Consider the following 18,694-nt stretch of genomic DNA (forward strand, 5'->3'; position numbering starts at 1 on the left):
AGAACAAATATGAATTCTCACACTCTGCTTTTGTTCGATATCGACGGTACACTCGTCTTGTACCGCGACGACTTTCCGCACCGGATGTTCGAAGAAATGACGAGTATGTTCTTCGACCGGCCCGTTTCGCTGGCCGATTACCGGTTCTCGGGAAAGACCGATAAACTCATCATTTCCGAAGTGTCTGCACTGGCCGGCGTCACTGCTACCGAGCTTGAATCGCGCGAAGCAGACATCGTCGAGTGGATACCGAAGCGACTCGAAGAACACATAGACGAATCCACGTTCGAATTGTTACCGAACGTCCGCTCGATTCTCGATCAACTCGCCGCTCGCCCGAATACGACGCTTGCACTGTTGACCGGTAATTTACCACGTTGCGCCGAGCTGAAGCTCGGTCAATTCGGATTGATGAAATACTTTGAATTCGGTGCGTACGGGATCGAATCGCGCGATCGAAACGATCTGGGGCCGATCGCGCTTCGCAAATTTCAGGAGTCGAAAGGGTTCGAGCCTTCGGATGTCGTGATCGTCGGCGATGCACTACCGGATATCCACGTTGCAAAGCATATTGATGCCCGGGTTTTGGTAACGCTGACCGGCCGTACGACACGCGACGAAGTACTCCCGCACGAACCCGACCACATCTTCGACGACCTTACGAATACCGAGGCCGTGCTACAAGCGATCTACGGCTGATGTCATATCATATATACTATTGCGCCGTGTGCGGCGAACAAAACGAGACGTTCGTTGACGAATCCAACGGGCAGCGTCAGCACTACGTCGAAGACTGTGCCGTATGTTGCCGACCCAATGTGATTCGTGTCATGATTGACCCCGAGTCCGGTGAAGTGGTCGTTGAGGCAGAATTCGAAGGCTAAGAGACTTAGTTACTTATCGTCTGCGAGCCCAATGATATTTCCGAACGGGTTCTTGTATGCTCAGTTATCGTAAACGTCTTCTTCGGTTGGCTCGTCAGTTGATATGAGTTCGGATACGACCGTTTTGATCGTCGTTCCGCCGAATCCTCTGGAGGCGAGGAAGGCATAGAGCTTCTGTTTTCGTTTTCGGCTGTCCGGCTCCCGGCGTACTAATGACTCCCATTTCTTTGTGGCGGCTTCCCGCGCATGCTGCTCTTCGGTACCGTTGTCGGTTACATCTGCAAGGGCGACGGCCATCGTCTGCTTTGCAATGCCTTTCTTGATCAACAATGACTCGAGCTCGCGTCGTGATGCCGATTTCGTCAGCAGCTTGTCGTGGATGAACGCCCGAGCATATGCCTCGTCGTCGATCAGACCGTACTCTTTCATCGTCGCGAGCACGGAGTTGATCGTTTCGTCATCGAAGCCTTCGCCTTTGAGCTTGGTGGCGACATCGCGCTCGCTGCGCCGGCGTGCATTCAGGTACTTCGATGCGACCCGTTTCGCCGATACGCTATCGTCGAAGACCCGCAGCTTCTCGAGTAATGCCGCCGTCAGTTCGTCGCCTTTGCGAAGCCGGAATTGTTCGATGGTTGCGACATTGATTCCGAACGCGAACTGACCACCTACAAAAACCGAGGCTCGCAGCTTGTCACGGACCTGATAGGTGATCGACGAGATGACGGGCGACCCATCGGCGGGGAGGCGGTAACTGGCTATCGTCTCGCGGGGCTTTCGCATGGAGGCCGACCCTGGGCAACAGTGGAGCCGGCGTTCAGCCGGCTGGCTCCGACCATTGGTCGGAGCCACTGCATACAATAGGAAGCGCTATTTCTTCTTTGCAGCCTTCTCCTCTTCGGTGGCTGCCTTTTGTGCAGAGCCGAGCGCCGGTTCGACCGCATCGGCAATGCCAAGCTTAACTTTCACCGCCTGTTCAACGGCCTTGAACGCATCGGGATACTCTTTGAGATACGCTTTGACCGATTCACGCCCCTGGCCGATTCGCTCGCCGCTGAAGCTAAACCACGAGCCGCTCTTCTGAATGATATCATTCTCGATGGCAACGTCGATCATATCGCCCATCTTCGAGATCCCCTCATTGTAGAGCACATCGAATTCGACCTCGCGGAACGGCGGGGCCATCTTGTTTTTGACGACCTTGACGCGGACACGGTTACCGATGATATCGGTGCCTTCTTTAATGACGTCGCGGCGACGAATGTCGAGTCGGAGCGAAGAGTAGAACTTCAGCGCATTACCGCCGGTCGTCGTTTCCGGGTTGCCGTACATGACGCCGATCTTCGATCGAAGCTGGTTCGTAAAGATTACCGTCGTATTCGACTTGCCGATGACGGCCGTAATCTTGCGCATCGCCTGCGACATCAGTCGTGCCTGCGCGCCCATTTGTGCATCGCCCATCTCGCCTTCGATCTCGGCGCGTGGGGTAAGGGCAGCGACGGAGTCGACCACGATGACATCGATCGCCGCCGAACGGACAAGCTGCTCAAGAATATCGAGTGCCTGTTCGCCGTATTCCGGCTGCGAGAGGATGAGTTCGTTGAGTTTTACACCGAGTCGCTCGGCATACTTGATATCGAGTGCGTGCTCGGCGTCGATGAAGGCAGCCGTTCCGCCGCGTTTCTGGGCCTCTGCAATAATATGCAGACAAAGAGTCGTCTTTCCCGACGATTCCGGTCCGTAGATTTCAATAATGCGGCCGCGCGGGACGCCGCCGATGCCGATCGCTGCGTCGAGCGAGAGCGAGCCTGTCGGAATCGCCTCTACTTTCACATGCGGAGCGTCGCCGAGGCGCATGACCGATCCCTTGCCGTGTTGTTTTTCGATCGCATCGAGGGCGATCTGTAATGCCTTTTGCCGAGCGGCTGCTACTGCTTGATCCATTGTCGGTTCGATAACTGTAATAAAAGATCTGTTAGGGAATCATGCCAATGTAAGTATATTATTTATAAATAACATAGTAGTATACTCACACCGACTCCACCCCTCGGGATAACGATGCCGAAACCCATCTCCTAACCGTCCCGGCATGTCCCGGATTCCTCGAAAGAACGAACTAGGTGCCTATCAAAGCACTGTTTTAATATACTACACAAATAGGCACCATGCAAGTGGTAGTGAAAGATTTAATATTACGGGCACCTATCGAGTAGGTACATCATCCTGAATTCGCCAATTCGACCGGCTACTATTACGAGTTCATTGTGAACCGCCACAGGGATGGTTCGGTTAGTGAAGGGTATCTGTCTGGGTTACTCTCCCCGCTCGCTCATACACAGCAACATTCCGTACCATCGATACTAACGTCTACGGCCGATTCTTTGAACAACGAAAATGTCTGCGCTTTGTCGGCAACAGAATTCTCGATTTGCTCAACGAACCGTCAACAGAACGAGCAAGATGTTATGAGTGTCATTTAACAATAGTCCGAATAATTATGAAAATCGTACGTGTATCCTATACCACAACGCCGGAATACTCCGAGCAGAATCAAATGAACATCCGGGCAGTCATGGCCGCGATGCAGGAGATCGATAATCCCAATGTGCGGTATGAATGTTTTCTCGCACCGGACGGGAAGTCGTTCACACACCTGGCAGTATTTCAAACGGACGAGGCTGAACAAGTTCTGCTCACATTGCCGCAGTTCAAGGCGTTTCAGGAACAGCTCAAAGCAAGCGGACCCGAGACGCCCCCGAAGCAGGATATTCTGAACATCGTCGGATCATCAGTGCGGAAGTAAAGACGATTCACCGTATGAAAACGATATTAGTATTCGTCACCACCCTTGACGGGAAGATCACCAAGTGGGGAGATCCTCATGTGCATCGGTGGTCGTCCAAAGAAGATCAAGCATACTTTAAGCAAATCTGGAAGGATTACGATCTCTTCGTCATGGGCAGCGCAACCTACGCCTTCGACCCGATGAAGCCGAGTTCGGAGTATTTGCTTGTGGTAATGACGAGCGACCCGCAGAAGTACTCGACGTATGCGGCCCCCGGGCAGATCGAGTTTACGGCAGAATCGCTGAAAGAGATTTTTGAGCGGTTTGCGAGTGCGGGTCACAAACAGATGGTCGTGGTCGGCGGCGCACATATTGCAACGTCATGGCTGGAGGCAGGATTAATCGACGAATTGTGGCTGACGCTCGAACCGAAGATCTTTGCCAGCGGAGGCAATTTTGTTGCCGAAGCTAAGCTCGAAATCGATCTGCATCTGACAAGCATCGAGAAAGTAAATGAGAAGGGGACGCTTATATTGAAGTACGAGGTTCTCAAGTGAAGTGTGCTGCCACAATTGAGATAGTGACCTATTAGTAGTCCCGTCATTCTGAGCGAAGCGAAGAATCCCTTGCTGAAACGTAGTGAGGCTCCGCCGCAAGGATTCTTCGCTTCTGCTCCTGTGGTCGCAGAAGAATGCTCAGAATGACTGTCTAACGTGAACCTAGTACTCAAATCTCGAAATCAGTGCAATAATCCGGCATTGGATTTCGTTTTTGTAGTTGCCGTTAAGACACTATTTCCTTTGTACTGTCGTCTTCCTGCTTCCCTTTTTTTTCAGGAGGACAATGAGTTCGATCCATATCAATACACAAACGATTATGAATAGTCTCGAACATAAAGTTGCAATCGTGACTGGCGCCGGCAGCGGCATCGGTCGGTCGGTGTCGCTCATCTATGCCGCAGAAGGAGCGAAGGTGGTCGTGTCCGACATCAACGAACAAGGCGGAAACGAGACCGTCAATATGATCAAGAAGAATGGCGGGGACGCCCTGTTCGTCAAAAGCGATACATCAAAACCTGTCGATAACGAAGCGCTCGTGAAGGCCGCCGTCGATACTTACGGTGGGTTGCATATCGCTTGTAACAATGCCGGTATCGGCGGGCCTGCTGCGCCGACTGGCGAGTATCCGCTCGACGGTTGGGAGCGTGTGATCGGTATCAATCTTTCCGGTGTGTTCTACGGAATGCGTTACCAGATCCCGGCAATGCTGAAGTCTGGCGGCGGGTCGATCGTGAACATGGCGTCCATCCTCGGCGCCGTCGGCTTCCGTAATTCCGTTGCGTATGTGGCCGCAAAACATGGTGTGGTCGGCATGACACAGAATGCCGCGATCGAGTATGCAGCACAAGGTATCCGCGTAAATGCCGTCGGACCCGCGTTCATCAACACGCCGCTGCTTTCGGGGATGGATGCACAGACGATACAGTATCTTGAGTCGCTGCACCCGATTGGCCGCCTCGGCAAGCCCGAGGAAGTGGCCGAACTGGTGCTGTTCCTCAGCAGCGACAAGTCGTCGTTTATCACCAGTTCGTACTACCCGATCGACGGCGGATATTTGGCGCAGTGAGCGAACCCACAACAACCCTTTTGAAACGTCGAGCGGTTCTCTGCCAATGACCGAGCAACTTTGTATTCGCAGAGCCGAGACGTCGGATGCTGCTAACCTGACTGTGCTTCGGCAGCAGGTCTGGATCTCGACGTATGCGACCGAGGGGATCCGTAATGAGTTCTCGGAGTACGTCCTTGCAGAGTATACGATCGATACGATGCGCTCCGCACTCTGCGACGCACAGCGGGCCATACTCGTCGCGACGCTGGACGATCACGTAGTTGGCTATGTGGAGATCGGTCTCAACCGTCCGTGTCCCGTCGGCGACTTCGCAGTCCCGGAGATCATGACACTCTATGTGTTGGAGCGCTTTGCAGGGCAGGGGATTGGATATCGATTACTCTGTGAAGCGGAGCGCTGGGTGAGCGACCACGGGTACCGGCAGGTTTGGCTTGACGCCTACCATGAGAATACGCGTGCACTTGAGTTCTACGCGCGTCAGGGATACCGGCGGATTGGTATCTCGTATTTCGAGGAGTTGTCGGAGCGCTACGAGAACATCGTCTTCTTGAAGGATATCTCCTAAGTCGGATCAATATTTCCAGCGATGTCACGTGTATGGAATTGGGGGCTTATTTATGCCCTGTTTTTGTTATGTGTTGTCAAGTATGTTTAGACTTTGAGTATGCAACTGACGTTTACCGACCACGGGTATCAAATTCTCCGCGACCCGTCCCTGAATAAAGGTACCGCCTTTACCGAAGAAGAGCGAAATGATTATGGATTGCGTGGCTTGCTGCCGGGTGTCGTCGAGACATTGGATCAGCAAGTAAAGCGAGCCGAAGAGCAAGTCGGCCGGATCGAAAAACCGATCGACAAGTATATCTACCTCACCCAGCTTCTCGATAATAACCAAACGCTGTTTTACCGTACGATCATGAGCGATCCGGCAGCGTATTTGCCGATCGTCTATACTCCGACTGTCGGCGAAGCGTGCGAGAAGTTCGGTCACATCATGCGCCGCCCGCGCGGGCTCTATATTTCGCTCAATGACCGTGGGAATATCCGTGAAGTCTTGCGCAACTGGCCGATCCCAGATGTTCGGTTCACTGTCGTGACCGACGGCGAGCGCATCCTGGGGCTCGGGGATCTCGGCGTGTGCGGCATGGGCATCCCGATCGGGAAGCTTACACTCTATACTGCGTGTGCGGGGATCGACCCGAACCTTGCACTGCCGATCACGCTCGATGTCGGCACCAACAACAAGTCGTTCCTAAACGACCCGCTCTATCCCGGCCTGAAGCAGCCACGCGTGCGCGGAGAAGAGTACGAAGCGTTCATCGAGGAATTCGTACAAGCCGTCACCGAAGTATTCCCGAAGATCTGCATCCAGTGGGAAGACTTCGCCGGTCCGAATGCCGTCAGCATTCTGAATCGGTATCACGATCGCATCTGCACGTTCAACGACGATATTCAAGGTACGGCAGGTGTCGCGGTCGCAGGCCTGCTTGCAGCATGCAAGCAGAGCGGCAAGCCGCTGACCGAGCAGCGATTCTTGTTCTTTGGTGCGGGAAGTGCGGCGACGGGAATCTCCGGTCTGCTGGTATTGGCATTGCAGGAGCTTGGTCTGACGCGCGAAGAAGCGCTCGATCATTGCTGGCTTTTCAACTCCGGTGGACTTGTGATCAAGTCGCGCACCGATCTTGACGACTATAAAGCGGTCTTTGCGCACGACCACGAACCGATCACCGATTTCGTGGAAGCGATCAATGTACTCAAGCCGACCGCCATCATCGGTGCGAGTACCATTGGCGGCGCGTTCACGAAGGAAGTCATCGAAGCTGTCGGTGCGCTTAATGAGCGACCGATCATTTTCCCACTCTCGAACCCGACCTCGCACTCGGAGTGCACGGCCGACGAAGCGTACTCGCTTACGCAAGGTCGCGCGATCTTCGCGAGCGGCTCGCCGTTCGGTCCGGTCACGGTCAACGGACATACATTCCTGCCGAGCCAAGGCAATAACGTCTATATCTTTCCCGCTGTCGGACTCGCTGTGCTTGCAACAGAGTCCACTCGCGTGACCGATGGGATGTTCCTCACGGCAGCCAAGGCGCTCTCGAGCCAAGTGACGGATGAGATGGCAGCCAAGGGCATTTGCTATCCGCCGATCTCAGAGATATATGATGTGGAGCGTAAGGTAGCCGCGGAGGTTGCGAAATACATCTTCGACAACGGCTACGCACAAGTCGAGCGGCCGGCCGACCTCGATCAGTTCGTGCGCGAGAAGATGTACTTTCCGCAGTACGACTGACCAGTCTGTACGCATCTGTCAATATCGCGACGGCGGCCGGTTTGGCCGCCGTTTGCGTTTCAATAGGATATTACTTGTGCAAATAGTGTATATTTGATGGAGTGCCAATCATTCTTCGATCGCACGGTAATAATCACAGAACCACCGCCATGAGCACGACTAACACGAGCACCATCAATACATCATTCTCCGGCGGGATCCCGGACACCTACGACCGGTATCTCGGTCCGATCTTCTTCGACTGCTATGCAGACGACCTCGTCGAGCGCCTGAGGCCGCTTGCGCCAAAGTCGATTCTCGAGCTCGCCTGCGGAACGGGCCGTGTGACTCGGCAGCTTCATGCGGCGTTCGGCGGCACAGCGAGCATTACGGCAACCGATCTTAGTCCCGACATGCTGCGTACCGCACAACGGCTCACTGCGGCGGATGGCATTCAATGGGAAGCGGTGGACGCAGTCTCGCTCCCGTATGCAGATAACAGTTTTGACGCGGTCGTCTGTCAGTTCGGTATCATGTTCGTACCGGACAAACCGAAAGCATATCGCGAAGCGATGCGTGTGCTCAAGCCGGGAGGGACGATGATCGTGAACACGTGGGACGCGATCGAGTACAACCCGATCATTGATATTGCCGATAAGCGACTGACGAAGTTCTTTGGCCCTGATGGCCCCAAATTTTATAGCATTCCGTTCGGATACTACGATGAATCGGTGATCCGCGATCATTTGATGCAGGCAGGCATTGGCGATGCGAAGATCGAAACGGTCAGCCTCGAAGGAAACAGTCCGTCTGCTGCCGACGCCGCAAAAGGGCTTACACAGGGGACCCCGGTGGTCATGGAATTACAGTCACACGGTGCGGACGCACTCGAGGTCATTTCGAAGCAGCTTGCCGAGGATATCGTCGCCGCATTTGGTCCCGGCGCGTTCACCGATCCCCTGCGTGCAAAAGTGATCACTGCACGAAAACCCTGAGCATGCGTACTGCGCAAGAGAGTACTTCGGAGATTACAGCACTGCTTCATTCATACTATGAGGCATTCCATCGCCGCGACTGGGATGCCTTTGCTCGTCCTCTTGCTGCCGGATTCCGATATTTTACCGATCACGCGACGATACAGTCGCGCGATGCATTCGTTTCGTGCTTGAAGAACGATCCATGGGAACCGGTCTCGTATTCCATGAGCGAACTCGCTATCATCGTCTCTGCGTCGAACGATGTCGCGTATGCAACCTATTGCATGCAGTTTGACGGCCGCATGTCCGGAACGGTGATGAGCATTCGTGCGCTTGAAACGGCGGTGTTCGAGCGCACCGCAGGAGAATGGAAACTGGTCCATTTCCATTCGTCGAACAAAGAGCTCTGAAAATCGACCATCTGGTCAGTTTTGTGAAACTCACTCCCCCGAGCGGCGTAGTATCTGACAAATACTGCAGGCTGCCTCACTTCAGGACAGCCGGAATATCTTCACCGCTATGTCATATATTACCGTTAGTGAATCCGAGATTATTCATGCGCCGAGCGATCTCGTCTATCGTATTCTTGCCGATTATCACGAAGGGCACCAGGCGATCGTCCCAAGAAAATATTTCAAAGAAGTAACCGTTACCAACGGTGGGTTCGGAGAGGGGACCGAGATCGATCTGGTCATGGTGATCATGGGTCGTACTCGATATGCGTCGATGCGTGTCTCGGAGCCGGAACCGGGCAGTGTGATTGTCGAAGAAACGTCCGATGGCACGATGCGCACCGTCTTTACACTCGAAAATCTGCGCGATGGCCTGACCCGTGTCACGATCAGCACGAAGTTCACCAAGTCTCCGGGACTCAAGGGCTGGATCGAGGAACGTACGATCCCAGGAGTATGCAGCAAGATATACCGCGAAGAACTCAATAACCTAAATAATTACGCCAAAGATCGTTCTGCCGCTTCCCACATCCCGTTGTTTGCATGAGCAATGCTCGTGCATTCCTTCCCCCGAATGCCCTGCCGGAAACGGTGGGGCATTTTCATTTTTGGACATCTCCACTAATTAGTAGAACGCGTCACTATCGTTAATGCACGTCGTTCTGAGCATTCTTCTGCGACCACAGGAGCAGAAGCGAAGAATCCCTGTGGCGGAGCCTCACTACGTTTCATTAAGGGATTCTTCGCTTTGCTCAGAATGACCTGTTCGTGTACCATTCGAACGGAGTTGCTCCCCCTCGCCGGAGGATTTTCAACTAATCCTTCGGCCTGCGTGTTTATCTCCGCGCATCTCACAACCGAACTCTACCTGCGTGAACGAATCGTTGTTCCCGATCCTGAACTCCTCGACAGCGGAGGAGACATACAGCGTTTCATGTTCCACGTGCGCCGCCGTGCCGCGTCGGACAGACGAGCTCGACAAACCCGAATCGAATTGCGGTGTTGTCGGCGTGTTTCATCACCCGCAAGCATCCGTGATTGCCTACTATGCACTGCACTCGCTGCAGCATCGAGGCCAGGAAGCGGCGGGGATACTGACGGCGGAATGGCAGCAGAAGGGGAGCACGCGAACCCGGGAATTCAATATCCATAAAGACCATGGTCTGGTCCTTTCGATCTTCGCCGACCACAAGTTATTGACCGAACAACTCCGCGGCGATGCGGCCATTGCGCATAACCGATATTCTACTACCGGTGCAAGCGGAAAGATCGAGAATATTCAGCCGTTTTATATGCACTACCGCCAGGGCAATTTCGGCTTGGCGCATAACGGAAATCTCGTCAATACGGCATCGCTTCGGCATGCGCTTGCCGAGCAGGGCACACTGTTCCAGACGACAACCGACAGCGAACTGATCCTGCATCTGGTCGCACATTCGCAGGAGACCGACCAGATCCTTCAGATCCGCGATGCGCTTCGGCAGTCGCTCGGTGCGTATTCGCTTGCGATCCTGACCGACAAAGCACTGGTGGCTGCACGCGATCCGCACGGTATTCGCCCGCTGAGCATCGGCCGACTCAAACGGACCGACGGCCAATGGGCATATATGGTCGCCAGCGAAACCTGCGCGTTCGATATCGTCGGTGCCGAATACGTCCGAGACGTGGAGCCGAACGAAATCGTCATCATCGACGATCATACGGTCGAGACCGGCAAAATCCGCTCGATGAAGATCGAAGAACAGGCGCCGACGCCGCGCAATTGTATCTTCGAGTATATCTATTTTGCACGACCGGATTCGAAAATTTTCGGAGAAAACGTCGACAAGGTTCGTCGCCGCCTCGGGAAAAATCTTGCGCAAGAAAGTCCTGTCCCGCAACTCGGCGAAAAGCGATTGACGGTGATTAATGTGCCAGACTCCTCGAATACCGCGACGCTCGGCTACGTCTCGCAGAATAACAAAGAAGGCAATCCGACGAAGTACGAAATCGGCTTGATCCGCTCGCACTATGTCGGGCGCACGTTCATCCAACCCGGTCAGGATAACCGCGAGATGAAGGTGAAAGTAAAGTTTAATGTCGTCAAGGGCGTCTTGCGTAACCGTCGGGTGGTTGTCGTCGACGACTCCATCGTCCGAGGGACGACAAGCAAGTCGCTCGTGAAGCTCATTCGCGAAGCGCAGCCTGCCGAGGTCCATTTACGTATTACCTCACCCCCGATCACCCATCCGTGCAAATACGGAATGGACTTCCCGAGCAAGGAAGAACTCATCGCAAACGACCACAACCTGAACGTCGAGGAGATCGGCGAAGCGCTTGGGGTAGAATCGTTGCGGTATCTTTCGGTCGATAAACTGCTCGCAAGCGTACCGCATGCGAACAAGAAAGGTGAACCGGTCAGCTACTGTACCGCGTGCTTTACGGGGATCTATCCGGTCCCGATCGACGAAGAGGCGATGAAACAGACCGATAACGACGACTGAGCGAGAACCTTACTCCGCGTCGATCACAAATACATCCGTCCCGTTCGATTTTAACCCGACCAATCTGGCGGTATAGAATTTACCGCTTTCGAAATTCAACGCCGCAGTGTAAAAATTATCCTGGTTCGTGACGCTGCGAGCGAAGAGCGTATGCCCACCGGCTGGCATCTTCGTGTAGTTGCGCACACTCTGATACGAAATCGCTTCGTCGTTTCCGCCGGCATCCGTAAATACCGGAGTGCCGTTGACGCCATCGAGATGAATATACACACTCGGCGTAGGTTGAGGAAAGTCGGGCAGGCCGTTGACAAAGCGGATGTAGCAGTACCCCGGTTCTGTGACGGCCTTCTTCATACTGTCGTCGACGATGTAGGGAAACAGCAGGGTGTCGCGTGTTTGAAAGACGACAACGGTCCGAAGTGAAAACGGCGTTAGCGAATCGCCCGGCACGAAAATCGAATCGTGATGCAGCGAGCCGGGAAATGTGCCGGCATTGAACTCGGCAAAGAGAGTAAAAGATGAATCGCTGCGAACGGGCACATATTGCAGATCCATTTGCGGCAGAGCAACGAGCCACGGAGCGGTGGCAGTACTCGATGTCCGAAGCGAGATTGTCCCCTTGTTATCGGTGATGGCGAGGAATCGGAGGAAGGCAGGGCCGCTTGGATGAAGCGTGTCTCGATGGACCAGCGTATCGGTGTCGTGAACGGTTTCGTAATCGACCGTATGAGCACAATTGAGCGATACACCGGCGATGAACGGTAATACGAACAGACATTCCACCAGCAAGACAAAGATGTGCTTGCGGTGCCTGCGTAGTCGGCCGAGTCGTCGAGTTGGTTTTTCCACCATTTCCCCATACGAACATACGAAAGTTTTGTGACTTTCGTGCCAAAAATGGGGAAAAGTGGAGAAACAGTAATTCCGCCTCTGTTAACCATTTCTCGGCTCTACTGCTGCCCATTTCGTGTTGTGGTACGCTCGTGAGTCAGAGAGTACGTACAAGCACGTTGTGAGAAAGAAGCAATTTCTAACCCCGTCGGGTATCCCGATCGACCGAGTGTATGGCGCCGAACACGGCGATGCCGGCGAGCATCCGTTTACGCGCGGAGTGTATAAGGATATGTACCGCTCCAGGCTCTGGACGATGCGCCAGTATGCAGGCTTTGGCTCGGCGGCGGAGTCGAACAAGCGGTACAAGTTCTTGCTCGCCAGCGGCACGACAGGACTTTCCGTGGCATTCGATCTTCCGACTCAGATCGGCTATGACTCCGATCATCCCATGTCCGAAGGCGAGGTTGGGAAAGTCGGCGTGCCTATCGATTCGATCGAAGATTTCGATGTGCTCTTCGACGGGATCGAGCTGCAGAAGATCTCGACATCCATGACGATCAACGCGACGGCGAGCATCCTCCTTGCCCTGTACGTCGCGAAGGCGAAGCAGCAGAACGCCGATCTCTCGAAGATCTCCGGCACGATCCAGAATGATATTCTCAAAGAGTACGCTGCGCGTGGTACGTATATCTACCCGCCGCAAGCGTCTATGCGCATCATCACCGATATTTTTGCGTGGTGCGCCAACGAATTGCCGTCATGGAATACAATCTCGATTAGCGGTTATCATATCCGCGAAGCAGGCTCGACGGCCGTTGAAGAGATCGCGTTCACGATCTCGAACGGGCTGGCGTACGTCAACGCTGCTGTCGAAGCCGGACTCGATGTCGACGACTTCGCGCCTCGCCTGTCGTTCTTCTTCAATTCGCAGATCAATTTCTTTGAAGAGGTCGCTAAATTTCGTGCAGCTCGTACACTCTGGGCGGAGCTGATGAAGGAGCGTTTCGGCGCGAAGAAGCCCGAATCGTTGAAGCTTCGCTTCCATTCGCAAACGGCAGGTTCGAGCCTGACAGCGCAGCAGATCGAAAACAATATCGTTCGGACAACGATCGAAGCGATGGCTGCAGTGCTCGGCGGTACGCAATCGCTCCATACGAATGCAAAAGACGAAGCGCTTGCACTCCCGACGGAAGCTGCAGCCCGCACGGCCCTTCGTACACAGCAGGTGATCGCATACGAAAGCGGAATTGCCGACACGGTCGATCCGCTTGCAGGCAGCTACTATGTCGAAGCCTTGACTACCGAACTCATGCGGCGCAGCCGTGAATTGATTGCGGAGATCGATGTACTCGGCGGTTCGGTCCGGGCCATCGAGTCGGGCTTTATTCAAGAGCGAATCGCTCGTAGTGCATACGAATTCCAGAAACGCATCGAGAGGAAAGAAGACATTATCGTCGGCGTCAACGACTTTACCGAAGCCGAGGACGCGGCGCCGCCGACGCTCAAAATCGATCCGGCACTGGAGAAAGAACAGGTCGAACGCCTGCGTGCGCTCAGAGAGCGGCGTAACAATAGTGCGGCAACATCCGCAGTTGCCGAGGTCGAAGCCGCTGCGCGCGAGGGTGGCAATCTGATGCCGAAGATCATTGCCGCCGTCGAAGATCGTGCGACGCTCGGCGAGATCGCAAACGCGATGAGAAACGTCTTCGGAGAATTTGCGTAGAAGATGCAGATCTCAGGAATGTCAACCACTCTGTCATATCTGCATCTTGTTGCGGTCGGTATCGTCACGCTCTTTGCGCCGATTAATCCGGTCGGGACGGCGCTTATCATGGATCCGCTGCTTGCCGGTTCGTCCCAGCAACAACGAAAAGCGATCTCTCGCCGCATTGCATTCTATTGCTTCCTGATCTGTGTAATCGCAGTCTTCGCCGGAACCTGGATATTCCAGATCTTTGGCGTTTCTCTGCCGGTGGTGCAGATCGCCGGCGGTATCATCATCTGCCGAATGGGGTGGCAGTTGTTGTCACCGGAACATTCGATCAAAAAGGCGAAAGAGGCCGCGAAGCCAGAAGAGGGAGAGAATCTCGAACAGCATGCGTTCTATCCGCTCGCATTCCCTATGACGGCCGGCGCCGGGACGATCTCGGTCCTACTAACGCTGAGTGCCCGCAACGAAGATGTTGCCCTCGCCGAGCACTGGTTGAATCTCTCGGCCCTTGTGATCGCCATTCTCGTGATGTGCGTCATTATCTACCTGTCCTATGCCTACACAGCCTCGATCATCCGCCGTCTGGGACCGAGGGCTGAGCAGATCATTAATAGACTCAGCGCTTTTTTGATCTTCTGCGTGGGCTTACAGATCGGGATTGGGGGCATCTCGCACTATATGAAGTAGCCAATACGACAAGCGGAAGCCGGATTGGGCTTTTGAGGGTACCAATTGCATCCCACGAATCCCATCCGTCCCCAAAATCCAGTAACGGCTCAGAGTTCACTGTATTGCTACTGTCATTCTGAGCAACGCGAAGAATCCCTTGATGAAACGCAGTGAGCCCCGCCTCTGGGATTCTTCGCTTCGCTCAGAATGACAGTTTCTTACACCGGTTCAAACTGAGCCACTCCGAAAAACCCCAGTCTGAAACTTCTCGCCCGATTTCTGGGTTTTACGCGTCCCAATAGAAAGAGAATTGTAATGGAACAGGTAATTCGAGCGATCGGTAGCGGCCATCTCCGCAGCGACATCCCCCAATTCCGGGCTGGCGACACGTTGAACGTGTCCGTGAAGGTCGTTGAGGGCGAAAAAGAGCGTATTCAGCACTTCGAGGGAATCGTGATCGCCCGCAAGGGAGCCGGCGTGAACGAGACGTTCACGGTCCGCAAGATGTCGAACGGCGTTGGCGTCGAGCGTATCTTCCCGATCCACAGCCCCCGCATCGCCAAGATCGACTTCGTGAAGGCCGGCCAAGTCCGCCGCGCGAAGCTCAACTACCTCCGCAGCCTCGGCGCGAAGGACGTTCGCCGCAAGACCACCTAACTTTGGGTCGTTGGTGACCGATTGTCGGTCGTTAGTATCTTCGGGTACTAACGACCTTTTGTTTTGTGTCCGTCGAATTTCTCTCCCGATGCCATCGTTTACATTGCACACCGATCTGCTAACGTTTAACGACAGACCCCACGCCCCGTGCTTCGCTCGCTACTGATTAAGAATTACGCTTTGATCGAAGAGGTGACGGTCACATTCGACCGCGGTCTCTCGATCATTACCGGAGAAACCGGTGCGGGCAAGTCGATCCTGCTCGATGCGCTCGGCCTGGCGCTCGGCGAACGCGCATCGGCAGATTTCATCCGTAAAGAAGCCGAGAAGGCGATTGTCGAAGCGGAGTTCGATCTCTCGAAGGTTGCGCGGGTGAAAAAGTTTGTCGAGGCCCAAGGGTTCGACTGCGACTCGGATACGCTCGTTATCCGACGGGAGATCAATCGCAAAGGGACCTCCCGCTCATTTATCAACGATACGCCTGCCACGTTGCAGGCGATCGCCGCAGTCGGCGAATTGCTGGTCGATCTGCATGGGCAGCATGAACATCAATCGTTGCTCAAACCGGAACGACACGTCGTGTTTCTCGATGAGTATGCCGATACGGCCGCGCGGATCGCCGAGTTTGCGAAGTACTACGATGAGTTCGCAGCGTTGAAGCGGCAATATGCTGCGCTCTCGAGCGATCGAGAAAACAGCGATCGCGAGCGAAGCTTTCTCGAATTCCAATTGCAGGAGATCGACGCGGTAGATCCGAAGCCGAATGAAGACCAGGCCGTAACGCTCGAACTCGAACGGCTGGAACACTCCGAAGAGCTTCAGCTAACGGCCTCGCAACTGCACGGACTGTTGTACGAAGACGAGGACTCCATCTTCGAACGACTCTCGGCGGCCAAAACCTTGCTCGAACGATTATACAAGTTCGACCCGTCGTTCGCGACGCAGCTTGAAGAATTGCAGGGCTCGCTCGAATCGACACGCGAGCTTGCCATCGCCCTCGGACGCTATGGCGAGAGTATCGAATCGGATCCGAACCGGCTCGAAGAACTCCGCCAGCGCGAGCTGCTGCTCACGAGGCTGAAAAAGAAATACGGTCCGACACTCTCCGAGGTCATCAATCTGCGTACGAAGCTTCAGGATCAACTCGCCGGGGGCGGCAATGCGGAGGAGCAGTTGGCACATCTCTCCGAGCAGCTTCGAAGCGTGCAAACGCGAGCCACACGCTCGGCAATCGCGCTACGCGATGCCCGCGCACACGCAGCGAAAAAATTTGCGAAGGCCATCGTTGCCGAACTTGTGACACTTGGCCTCGAACATGCATCGTTTGTTGTGGAGCAGACACACGAACGGGCGACCGGATCCGACGAGTTCGCCTCTTGTGTCATCCTCGACGGAACGTGTCATCAAGCGACCCGCCAGGGGATCGACCATATCGAGTTCTTCGTATCGACGAATAAAGGCGAATCGCCGAAGCCGCTCGTGAAGGTTGCTTCCGGTGGCGAAGTCTCGCGCATCATGCTTGCCATCAAGACGGCACTCTCCGCATCCGAGCAGATTCCCGTACTCATTTTCGACGAGATCGATACCGGCATCTCGGGCCGTGTCGCTCAACGCGTCGGTACTGCCATGAAACGGCTTGCGCGTAAGCATCAGATCATTGCGATTACGCATCTCGGTCAGATTGCGGCGTTCGGCGATTACCACTACGCTGTCGAAAAGCAAACCAAGTCCGGTTCGACCATTTCGTCACTGCGTTTGCTCACGGCCGCCGAACACGAGGCTGAGATCGCACGGTTACTTGCCGGCGAGAAGGTGACGGGCGAATCGCTCAATGCTGCACGATCCCTTGTGAAAGAAGCGGAAGTCCTTGCTGCCTAACCAATCATACGAGGCGGCTCTTTCGGAGCTGTTCAAACTCGAGTTCACTGGGATGAAGCTCGGGTTGGAGAATATTCGTGCGCTGCTCGAGTCGCTTGGCAATCCGCACCGGTCGTTCAAATCGATCCACGTTGCCGGTTCGAACGGAAAAGGAAGCGTGAGTGCGATGCTTTCCGCTGCGTTGCAAGGGAATGGGTATCGTGTCGGGCTCTACACCTCGCCGCATTTGGTCAGCTTCCGCGAGCGGGTGAAGATCGGTGACGAACCGATCTCCGAAACGCATACCGCAGAGATACTCTCTGCAATGTGGCCAATGGTCGAGCAGCTACATGCCACATTTTTTGAAGTCACAACTGCGCTGGCTTTCAAGTATTTCGCACAGGAAAATGTCGATGTTGCCGTGATCGAAACCGGCCTCGGCGGACGACTCGACGCAACCAATGCGCTCGAACGTCCGCTTGCTACTGTAGTAACATCGATTAGTCTCGAGCATACCCAATTTCTTGGCGACACGCTCGAACTCATTGCCGGAGAAAAAGCGGGAATATTCAAGCACGGCGCGCCGGCAGTCGTTCATGTCGATCCGATGTTGCGGCATGTGTTCGAAGCGAAGGCGGCGGACGTTGGGACGAGTGTCCTCTTTGCCGATGACGTTCGTCTCTCGAACGAATATGCTCACCTGAAGCCACCGCTCGAAGGCCTCCATCAGGAAAAGAATTTGAAGACCGTTCTTGCGGCGCTTGCCGTGATCGGATTGCGGATCGACCCAAAACGCACATGCGAGGGAATTGCACATACGGTAATTCTGACCGGTCTGCGTGCTCGGTTAGAAGCGTATGGTGACGAACGGTTCACGTCGCGAGGTGCGTCGCTGATTCTGGATGTCGGTCATAACCCGGACGCATTCCACATGCTCGCCTCGCATTTTCTTCGCGCAGGGATCCGCCCGGTAGTCGTGATCGGTCTGGCGAAAGACAAAGCGTTGCTGGAAGTATTGGGAGAAGTTGCGCGGTTTGCTTCGCGCGTGATTACGACGCAGGCCGATCATCACCGCGCTGCTCCGAGTGCCGAACTGGCTGCCATGGCACGGATTCTCGGTCTTCGGGCTGAAGACGGCGGAGCCGTCGTCAATGCAGTAGCACACGCTGCTGCCGGGGCTCGTGGCGGCGAGGTGTACCTCCTCTGTGGGTCGCATTACGTGGTGGGCGAGTATCTTGCACGAATGGAACGAGATACTACCATCAAGAGAAATTGAAAATTCTCGGCACTTATTTCGGATACTGTTCTGTTTACAAAATCAGCCAAGAATACTTCTCGTCCCAACGAACTCGCGTATTTATCCTGTTCTATTCCAAGTTCGGATTGTTCTAACGGGTTTTTCCATTGAGTGCGTCGAATAAGCGCATCCACCGAGATTCAGGACGACACCCCCATCTTTGGCATAATTCAGTATTATCCAACCGCATTTT

The 18,694-nt window shown here is 54.5% G+C and carries 19 protein-coding genes; 16 read left to right on the plus strand and 3 right to left on the minus strand.

Annotation, left to right across the window (positions count from 1 at the left end; translation table 11 throughout):
* The first annotated feature begins 9 nt into the window (after positions 1 to 9).
* Together JSS75_00810 and JSS75_00815 are read left to right on the plus strand one after the other, a co-directional pair.
* On the plus strand, positions 10 to 699 hold the full coding sequence (locus JSS75_00810) for an HAD family hydrolase (protein MBS1902227.1): 690 nt from the start codon (positions 10 to 12) through the stop codon (positions 697 to 699).
* The gene (locus tag JSS75_00815; protein ID MBS1902228.1) at positions 699 to 884 is read left to right on the plus strand and encodes a CPXCG motif-containing cysteine-rich protein; all 186 of its coding nucleotides are present in this window, start codon (positions 699 to 701) and stop codon (positions 882 to 884) included. The genes JSS75_00810 and JSS75_00815 overlap by 1 nt, the downstream gene beginning before the upstream one ends.
* Positions 885 to 944: 60 nt before the next feature.
* Here the strand turns inward: JSS75_00815 and JSS75_00820 are convergent, their stop codons facing one another.
* A complete protein-coding gene (locus tag JSS75_00820; protein MBS1902229.1) occupies positions 945 to 1,664 on the minus strand; it encodes a RecX family transcriptional regulator in 720 nt (239 codons plus the stop codon).
* Positions 1,665 to 1,751: 87 nt separating this feature from the next.
* Complete coding sequence (gene recA / locus JSS75_00825; protein MBS1902230.1) at positions 1,752 to 2,825, minus strand: recombinase RecA; 1,074 nt, start codon at positions 2,823 to 2,825, stop codon at positions 1,752 to 1,754.
* Between the two features lie 553 nt (positions 2,826 to 3,378).
* Here recA and JSS75_00830 point away from each other — a divergent pair.
* The 9 genes from JSS75_00830 to JSS75_00870 all read left to right on the plus strand — a co-directional run bounded on the left by JSS75_00830 (position 3,379) and on the right by JSS75_00870 (position 11,476).
* The gene (locus JSS75_00830; protein ID MBS1902231.1) at positions 3,379 to 3,684 is read left to right on the plus strand and encodes a hypothetical protein; all 306 of its coding nucleotides are present in this window, start codon (positions 3,379 to 3,381) and stop codon (positions 3,682 to 3,684) included.
* A 14-nt stretch (positions 3,685 to 3,698) separates the two neighbouring features.
* Positions 3,699 to 4,223, plus strand: coding sequence for a dihydrofolate reductase family protein (locus JSS75_00835; protein MBS1902232.1), 525 nt, complete (start codon positions 3,699 to 3,701; stop codon positions 4,221 to 4,223).
* A 319-nt stretch (positions 4,224 to 4,542) separates the two neighbouring features.
* Positions 4,543 to 5,292, plus strand: a complete 750-nt coding sequence (locus tag JSS75_00840; protein ID MBS1902233.1) for a glucose 1-dehydrogenase — start codon at positions 4,543 to 4,545, stop codon at positions 5,290 to 5,292.
* Between the two features lie 46 nt (positions 5,293 to 5,338).
* Complete coding sequence (locus tag JSS75_00845; GenBank protein ID MBS1902234.1) at positions 5,339 to 5,860, plus strand: GNAT family N-acetyltransferase; 522 nt, start codon at positions 5,339 to 5,341, stop codon at positions 5,858 to 5,860.
* A gap of 99 nt (positions 5,861 to 5,959) precedes the next feature.
* Positions 5,960 to 7,585 carry an NAD-dependent malic enzyme gene (locus tag JSS75_00850; GenBank protein MBS1902235.1) on the plus strand — a complete coding sequence of 542 codons (1,626 nt, stop codon included), beginning with the start codon at positions 5,960 to 5,962 and terminating at the stop codon, positions 7,583 to 7,585.
* 149 nt (positions 7,586 to 7,734) lie between these two features.
* Positions 7,735 to 8,559: a class I SAM-dependent methyltransferase gene (locus tag JSS75_00855; GenBank protein ID MBS1902236.1), complete on the plus strand. Its 825-nt coding sequence runs from the start codon at positions 7,735 to 7,737 to the stop codon at positions 8,557 to 8,559.
* A 2-nt stretch (positions 8,560 to 8,561) separates the two neighbouring features.
* Positions 8,562 to 8,951 carry a nuclear transport factor 2 family protein gene (locus JSS75_00860; protein MBS1902237.1) on the plus strand — a complete coding sequence of 130 codons (390 nt, stop codon included), beginning with the start codon at positions 8,562 to 8,564 and terminating at the stop codon, positions 8,949 to 8,951.
* Positions 8,952 to 9,060: 109 nt separating this feature from the next.
* The gene (locus JSS75_00865) at positions 9,061 to 9,540 is read left to right on the plus strand and encodes an SRPBCC family protein (protein ID MBS1902238.1); all 480 of its coding nucleotides are present in this window, start codon (positions 9,061 to 9,063) and stop codon (positions 9,538 to 9,540) included.
* 406 nt (positions 9,541 to 9,946) lie between these two features.
* The gene (locus JSS75_00870; protein ID MBS1902239.1) at positions 9,947 to 11,476 is read left to right on the plus strand and encodes an amidophosphoribosyltransferase; all 1,530 of its coding nucleotides are present in this window, start codon (positions 9,947 to 9,949) and stop codon (positions 11,474 to 11,476) included.
* 9 nt (positions 11,477 to 11,485) lie between these two features.
* Here JSS75_00870 and JSS75_00875 read toward each other — a convergent pair whose 3' ends face one another.
* Positions 11,486 to 12,328, minus strand: a complete 843-nt coding sequence (locus JSS75_00875; GenBank protein MBS1902240.1) for a DUF4397 domain-containing protein — start codon at positions 12,326 to 12,328, stop codon at positions 11,486 to 11,488.
* Positions 12,329 to 12,488: 160 nt separating this feature from the next.
* On the opposite strand from JSS75_00875, the gene JSS75_00880 reads away from it, so the two are divergent.
* From JSS75_00880 to JSS75_00900, 5 genes are all read left to right on the plus strand, one after another.
* On the plus strand, positions 12,489 to 14,033 hold the full coding sequence (locus tag JSS75_00880) for a methylmalonyl-CoA mutase (GenBank protein MBS1902241.1): 1,545 nt from the start codon (positions 12,489 to 12,491) through the stop codon (positions 14,031 to 14,033).
* 18 nt (positions 14,034 to 14,051) lie between these two features.
* Entirely contained in the window at positions 14,052 to 14,708 is a 657-nt protein-coding gene (locus tag JSS75_00885; protein MBS1902242.1) for an NAAT family transporter, read from the plus strand.
* 297 nt (positions 14,709 to 15,005) lie between these two features.
* Positions 15,006 to 15,347 carry a 50S ribosomal protein L19 gene (gene rplS, locus JSS75_00890; GenBank protein MBS1902243.1) on the plus strand — a complete coding sequence of 114 codons (342 nt, stop codon included), beginning with the start codon at positions 15,006 to 15,008 and terminating at the stop codon, positions 15,345 to 15,347.
* A gap of 147 nt (positions 15,348 to 15,494) precedes the next feature.
* A complete protein-coding gene (gene recN / locus JSS75_00895; protein ID MBS1902244.1) occupies positions 15,495 to 17,225 on the plus strand; it encodes a DNA repair protein RecN in 1,731 nt (576 codons plus the stop codon).
* The gene (locus JSS75_00900; GenBank protein ID MBS1902245.1) at positions 17,215 to 18,480 is read left to right on the plus strand and encodes a bifunctional folylpolyglutamate synthase/dihydrofolate synthase; all 1,266 of its coding nucleotides are present in this window, start codon (positions 17,215 to 17,217) and stop codon (positions 18,478 to 18,480) included. Before recN ends, JSS75_00900 begins: the two co-directional genes overlap by 11 nt.
* Positions 18,481 to 18,694: the final 214 nt, after the last annotated feature.

This window comes from Bacteroidota bacterium, assembly GCA_018266755.1.
Classification (GTDB): Bacteria; Bacteroidota; Ignavibacteria; order Palsa-1295; family Palsa-1295; genus JAFDZW01.

Bases quoted from the DNA above. Each gene is read 5' to 3' on its own strand.
- JSS75_00810 (MBS1902227.1), top strand. From the start codon at position 10: ATGAATTCTCACACTCTGCTTTTGTTCGATATCGACGGTACACTCGTC.
- JSS75_00815 (MBS1902228.1), top strand. From the start codon at position 699: ATGTCATATCATATATACTATTGCGCCGTGTGCGGCGAACAAAACGAG.
- JSS75_00820 (MBS1902229.1), bottom strand. From the start codon at position 1,664: ATGCGAAAGCCCCGCGAGACGATAGCCAGTTACCGCCTCCCCGCCGAT.
- recA (MBS1902230.1), bottom strand. From the start codon at position 2,825: ATGGATCAAGCAGTAGCAGCCGCTCGGCAAAAGGCATTACAGATCGCC.
- JSS75_00830 (MBS1902231.1), top strand. From the start codon at position 3,379: ATGAAAATCGTACGTGTATCCTATACCACAACGCCGGAATACTCCGAG.
- JSS75_00835 (MBS1902232.1), top strand. From the start codon at position 3,699: ATGAAAACGATATTAGTATTCGTCACCACCCTTGACGGGAAGATCACC.
- JSS75_00840 (MBS1902233.1), top strand. From the start codon at position 4,543: ATGAATAGTCTCGAACATAAAGTTGCAATCGTGACTGGCGCCGGCAGC.
- JSS75_00845 (MBS1902234.1), top strand. From the start codon at position 5,339: ATGACCGAGCAACTTTGTATTCGCAGAGCCGAGACGTCGGATGCTGCT.
- JSS75_00850 (MBS1902235.1), top strand. From the start codon at position 5,960: ATGCAACTGACGTTTACCGACCACGGGTATCAAATTCTCCGCGACCCG.
- JSS75_00855 (MBS1902236.1), top strand. From the start codon at position 7,735: ATGAGCACGACTAACACGAGCACCATCAATACATCATTCTCCGGCGGG.
- JSS75_00860 (MBS1902237.1), top strand. From the start codon at position 8,562: ATGCGTACTGCGCAAGAGAGTACTTCGGAGATTACAGCACTGCTTCAT.
- JSS75_00865 (MBS1902238.1), top strand. From the start codon at position 9,061: ATGTCATATATTACCGTTAGTGAATCCGAGATTATTCATGCGCCGAGC.
- JSS75_00875 (MBS1902240.1), bottom strand. From the start codon at position 12,328: ATGGTGGAAAAACCAACTCGACGACTCGGCCGACTACGCAGGCACCGC.
- JSS75_00885 (MBS1902242.1), top strand. From the start codon at position 14,052: ATGTCAACCACTCTGTCATATCTGCATCTTGTTGCGGTCGGTATCGTC.
- rplS (MBS1902243.1), top strand. From the start codon at position 15,006: ATGGAACAGGTAATTCGAGCGATCGGTAGCGGCCATCTCCGCAGCGAC.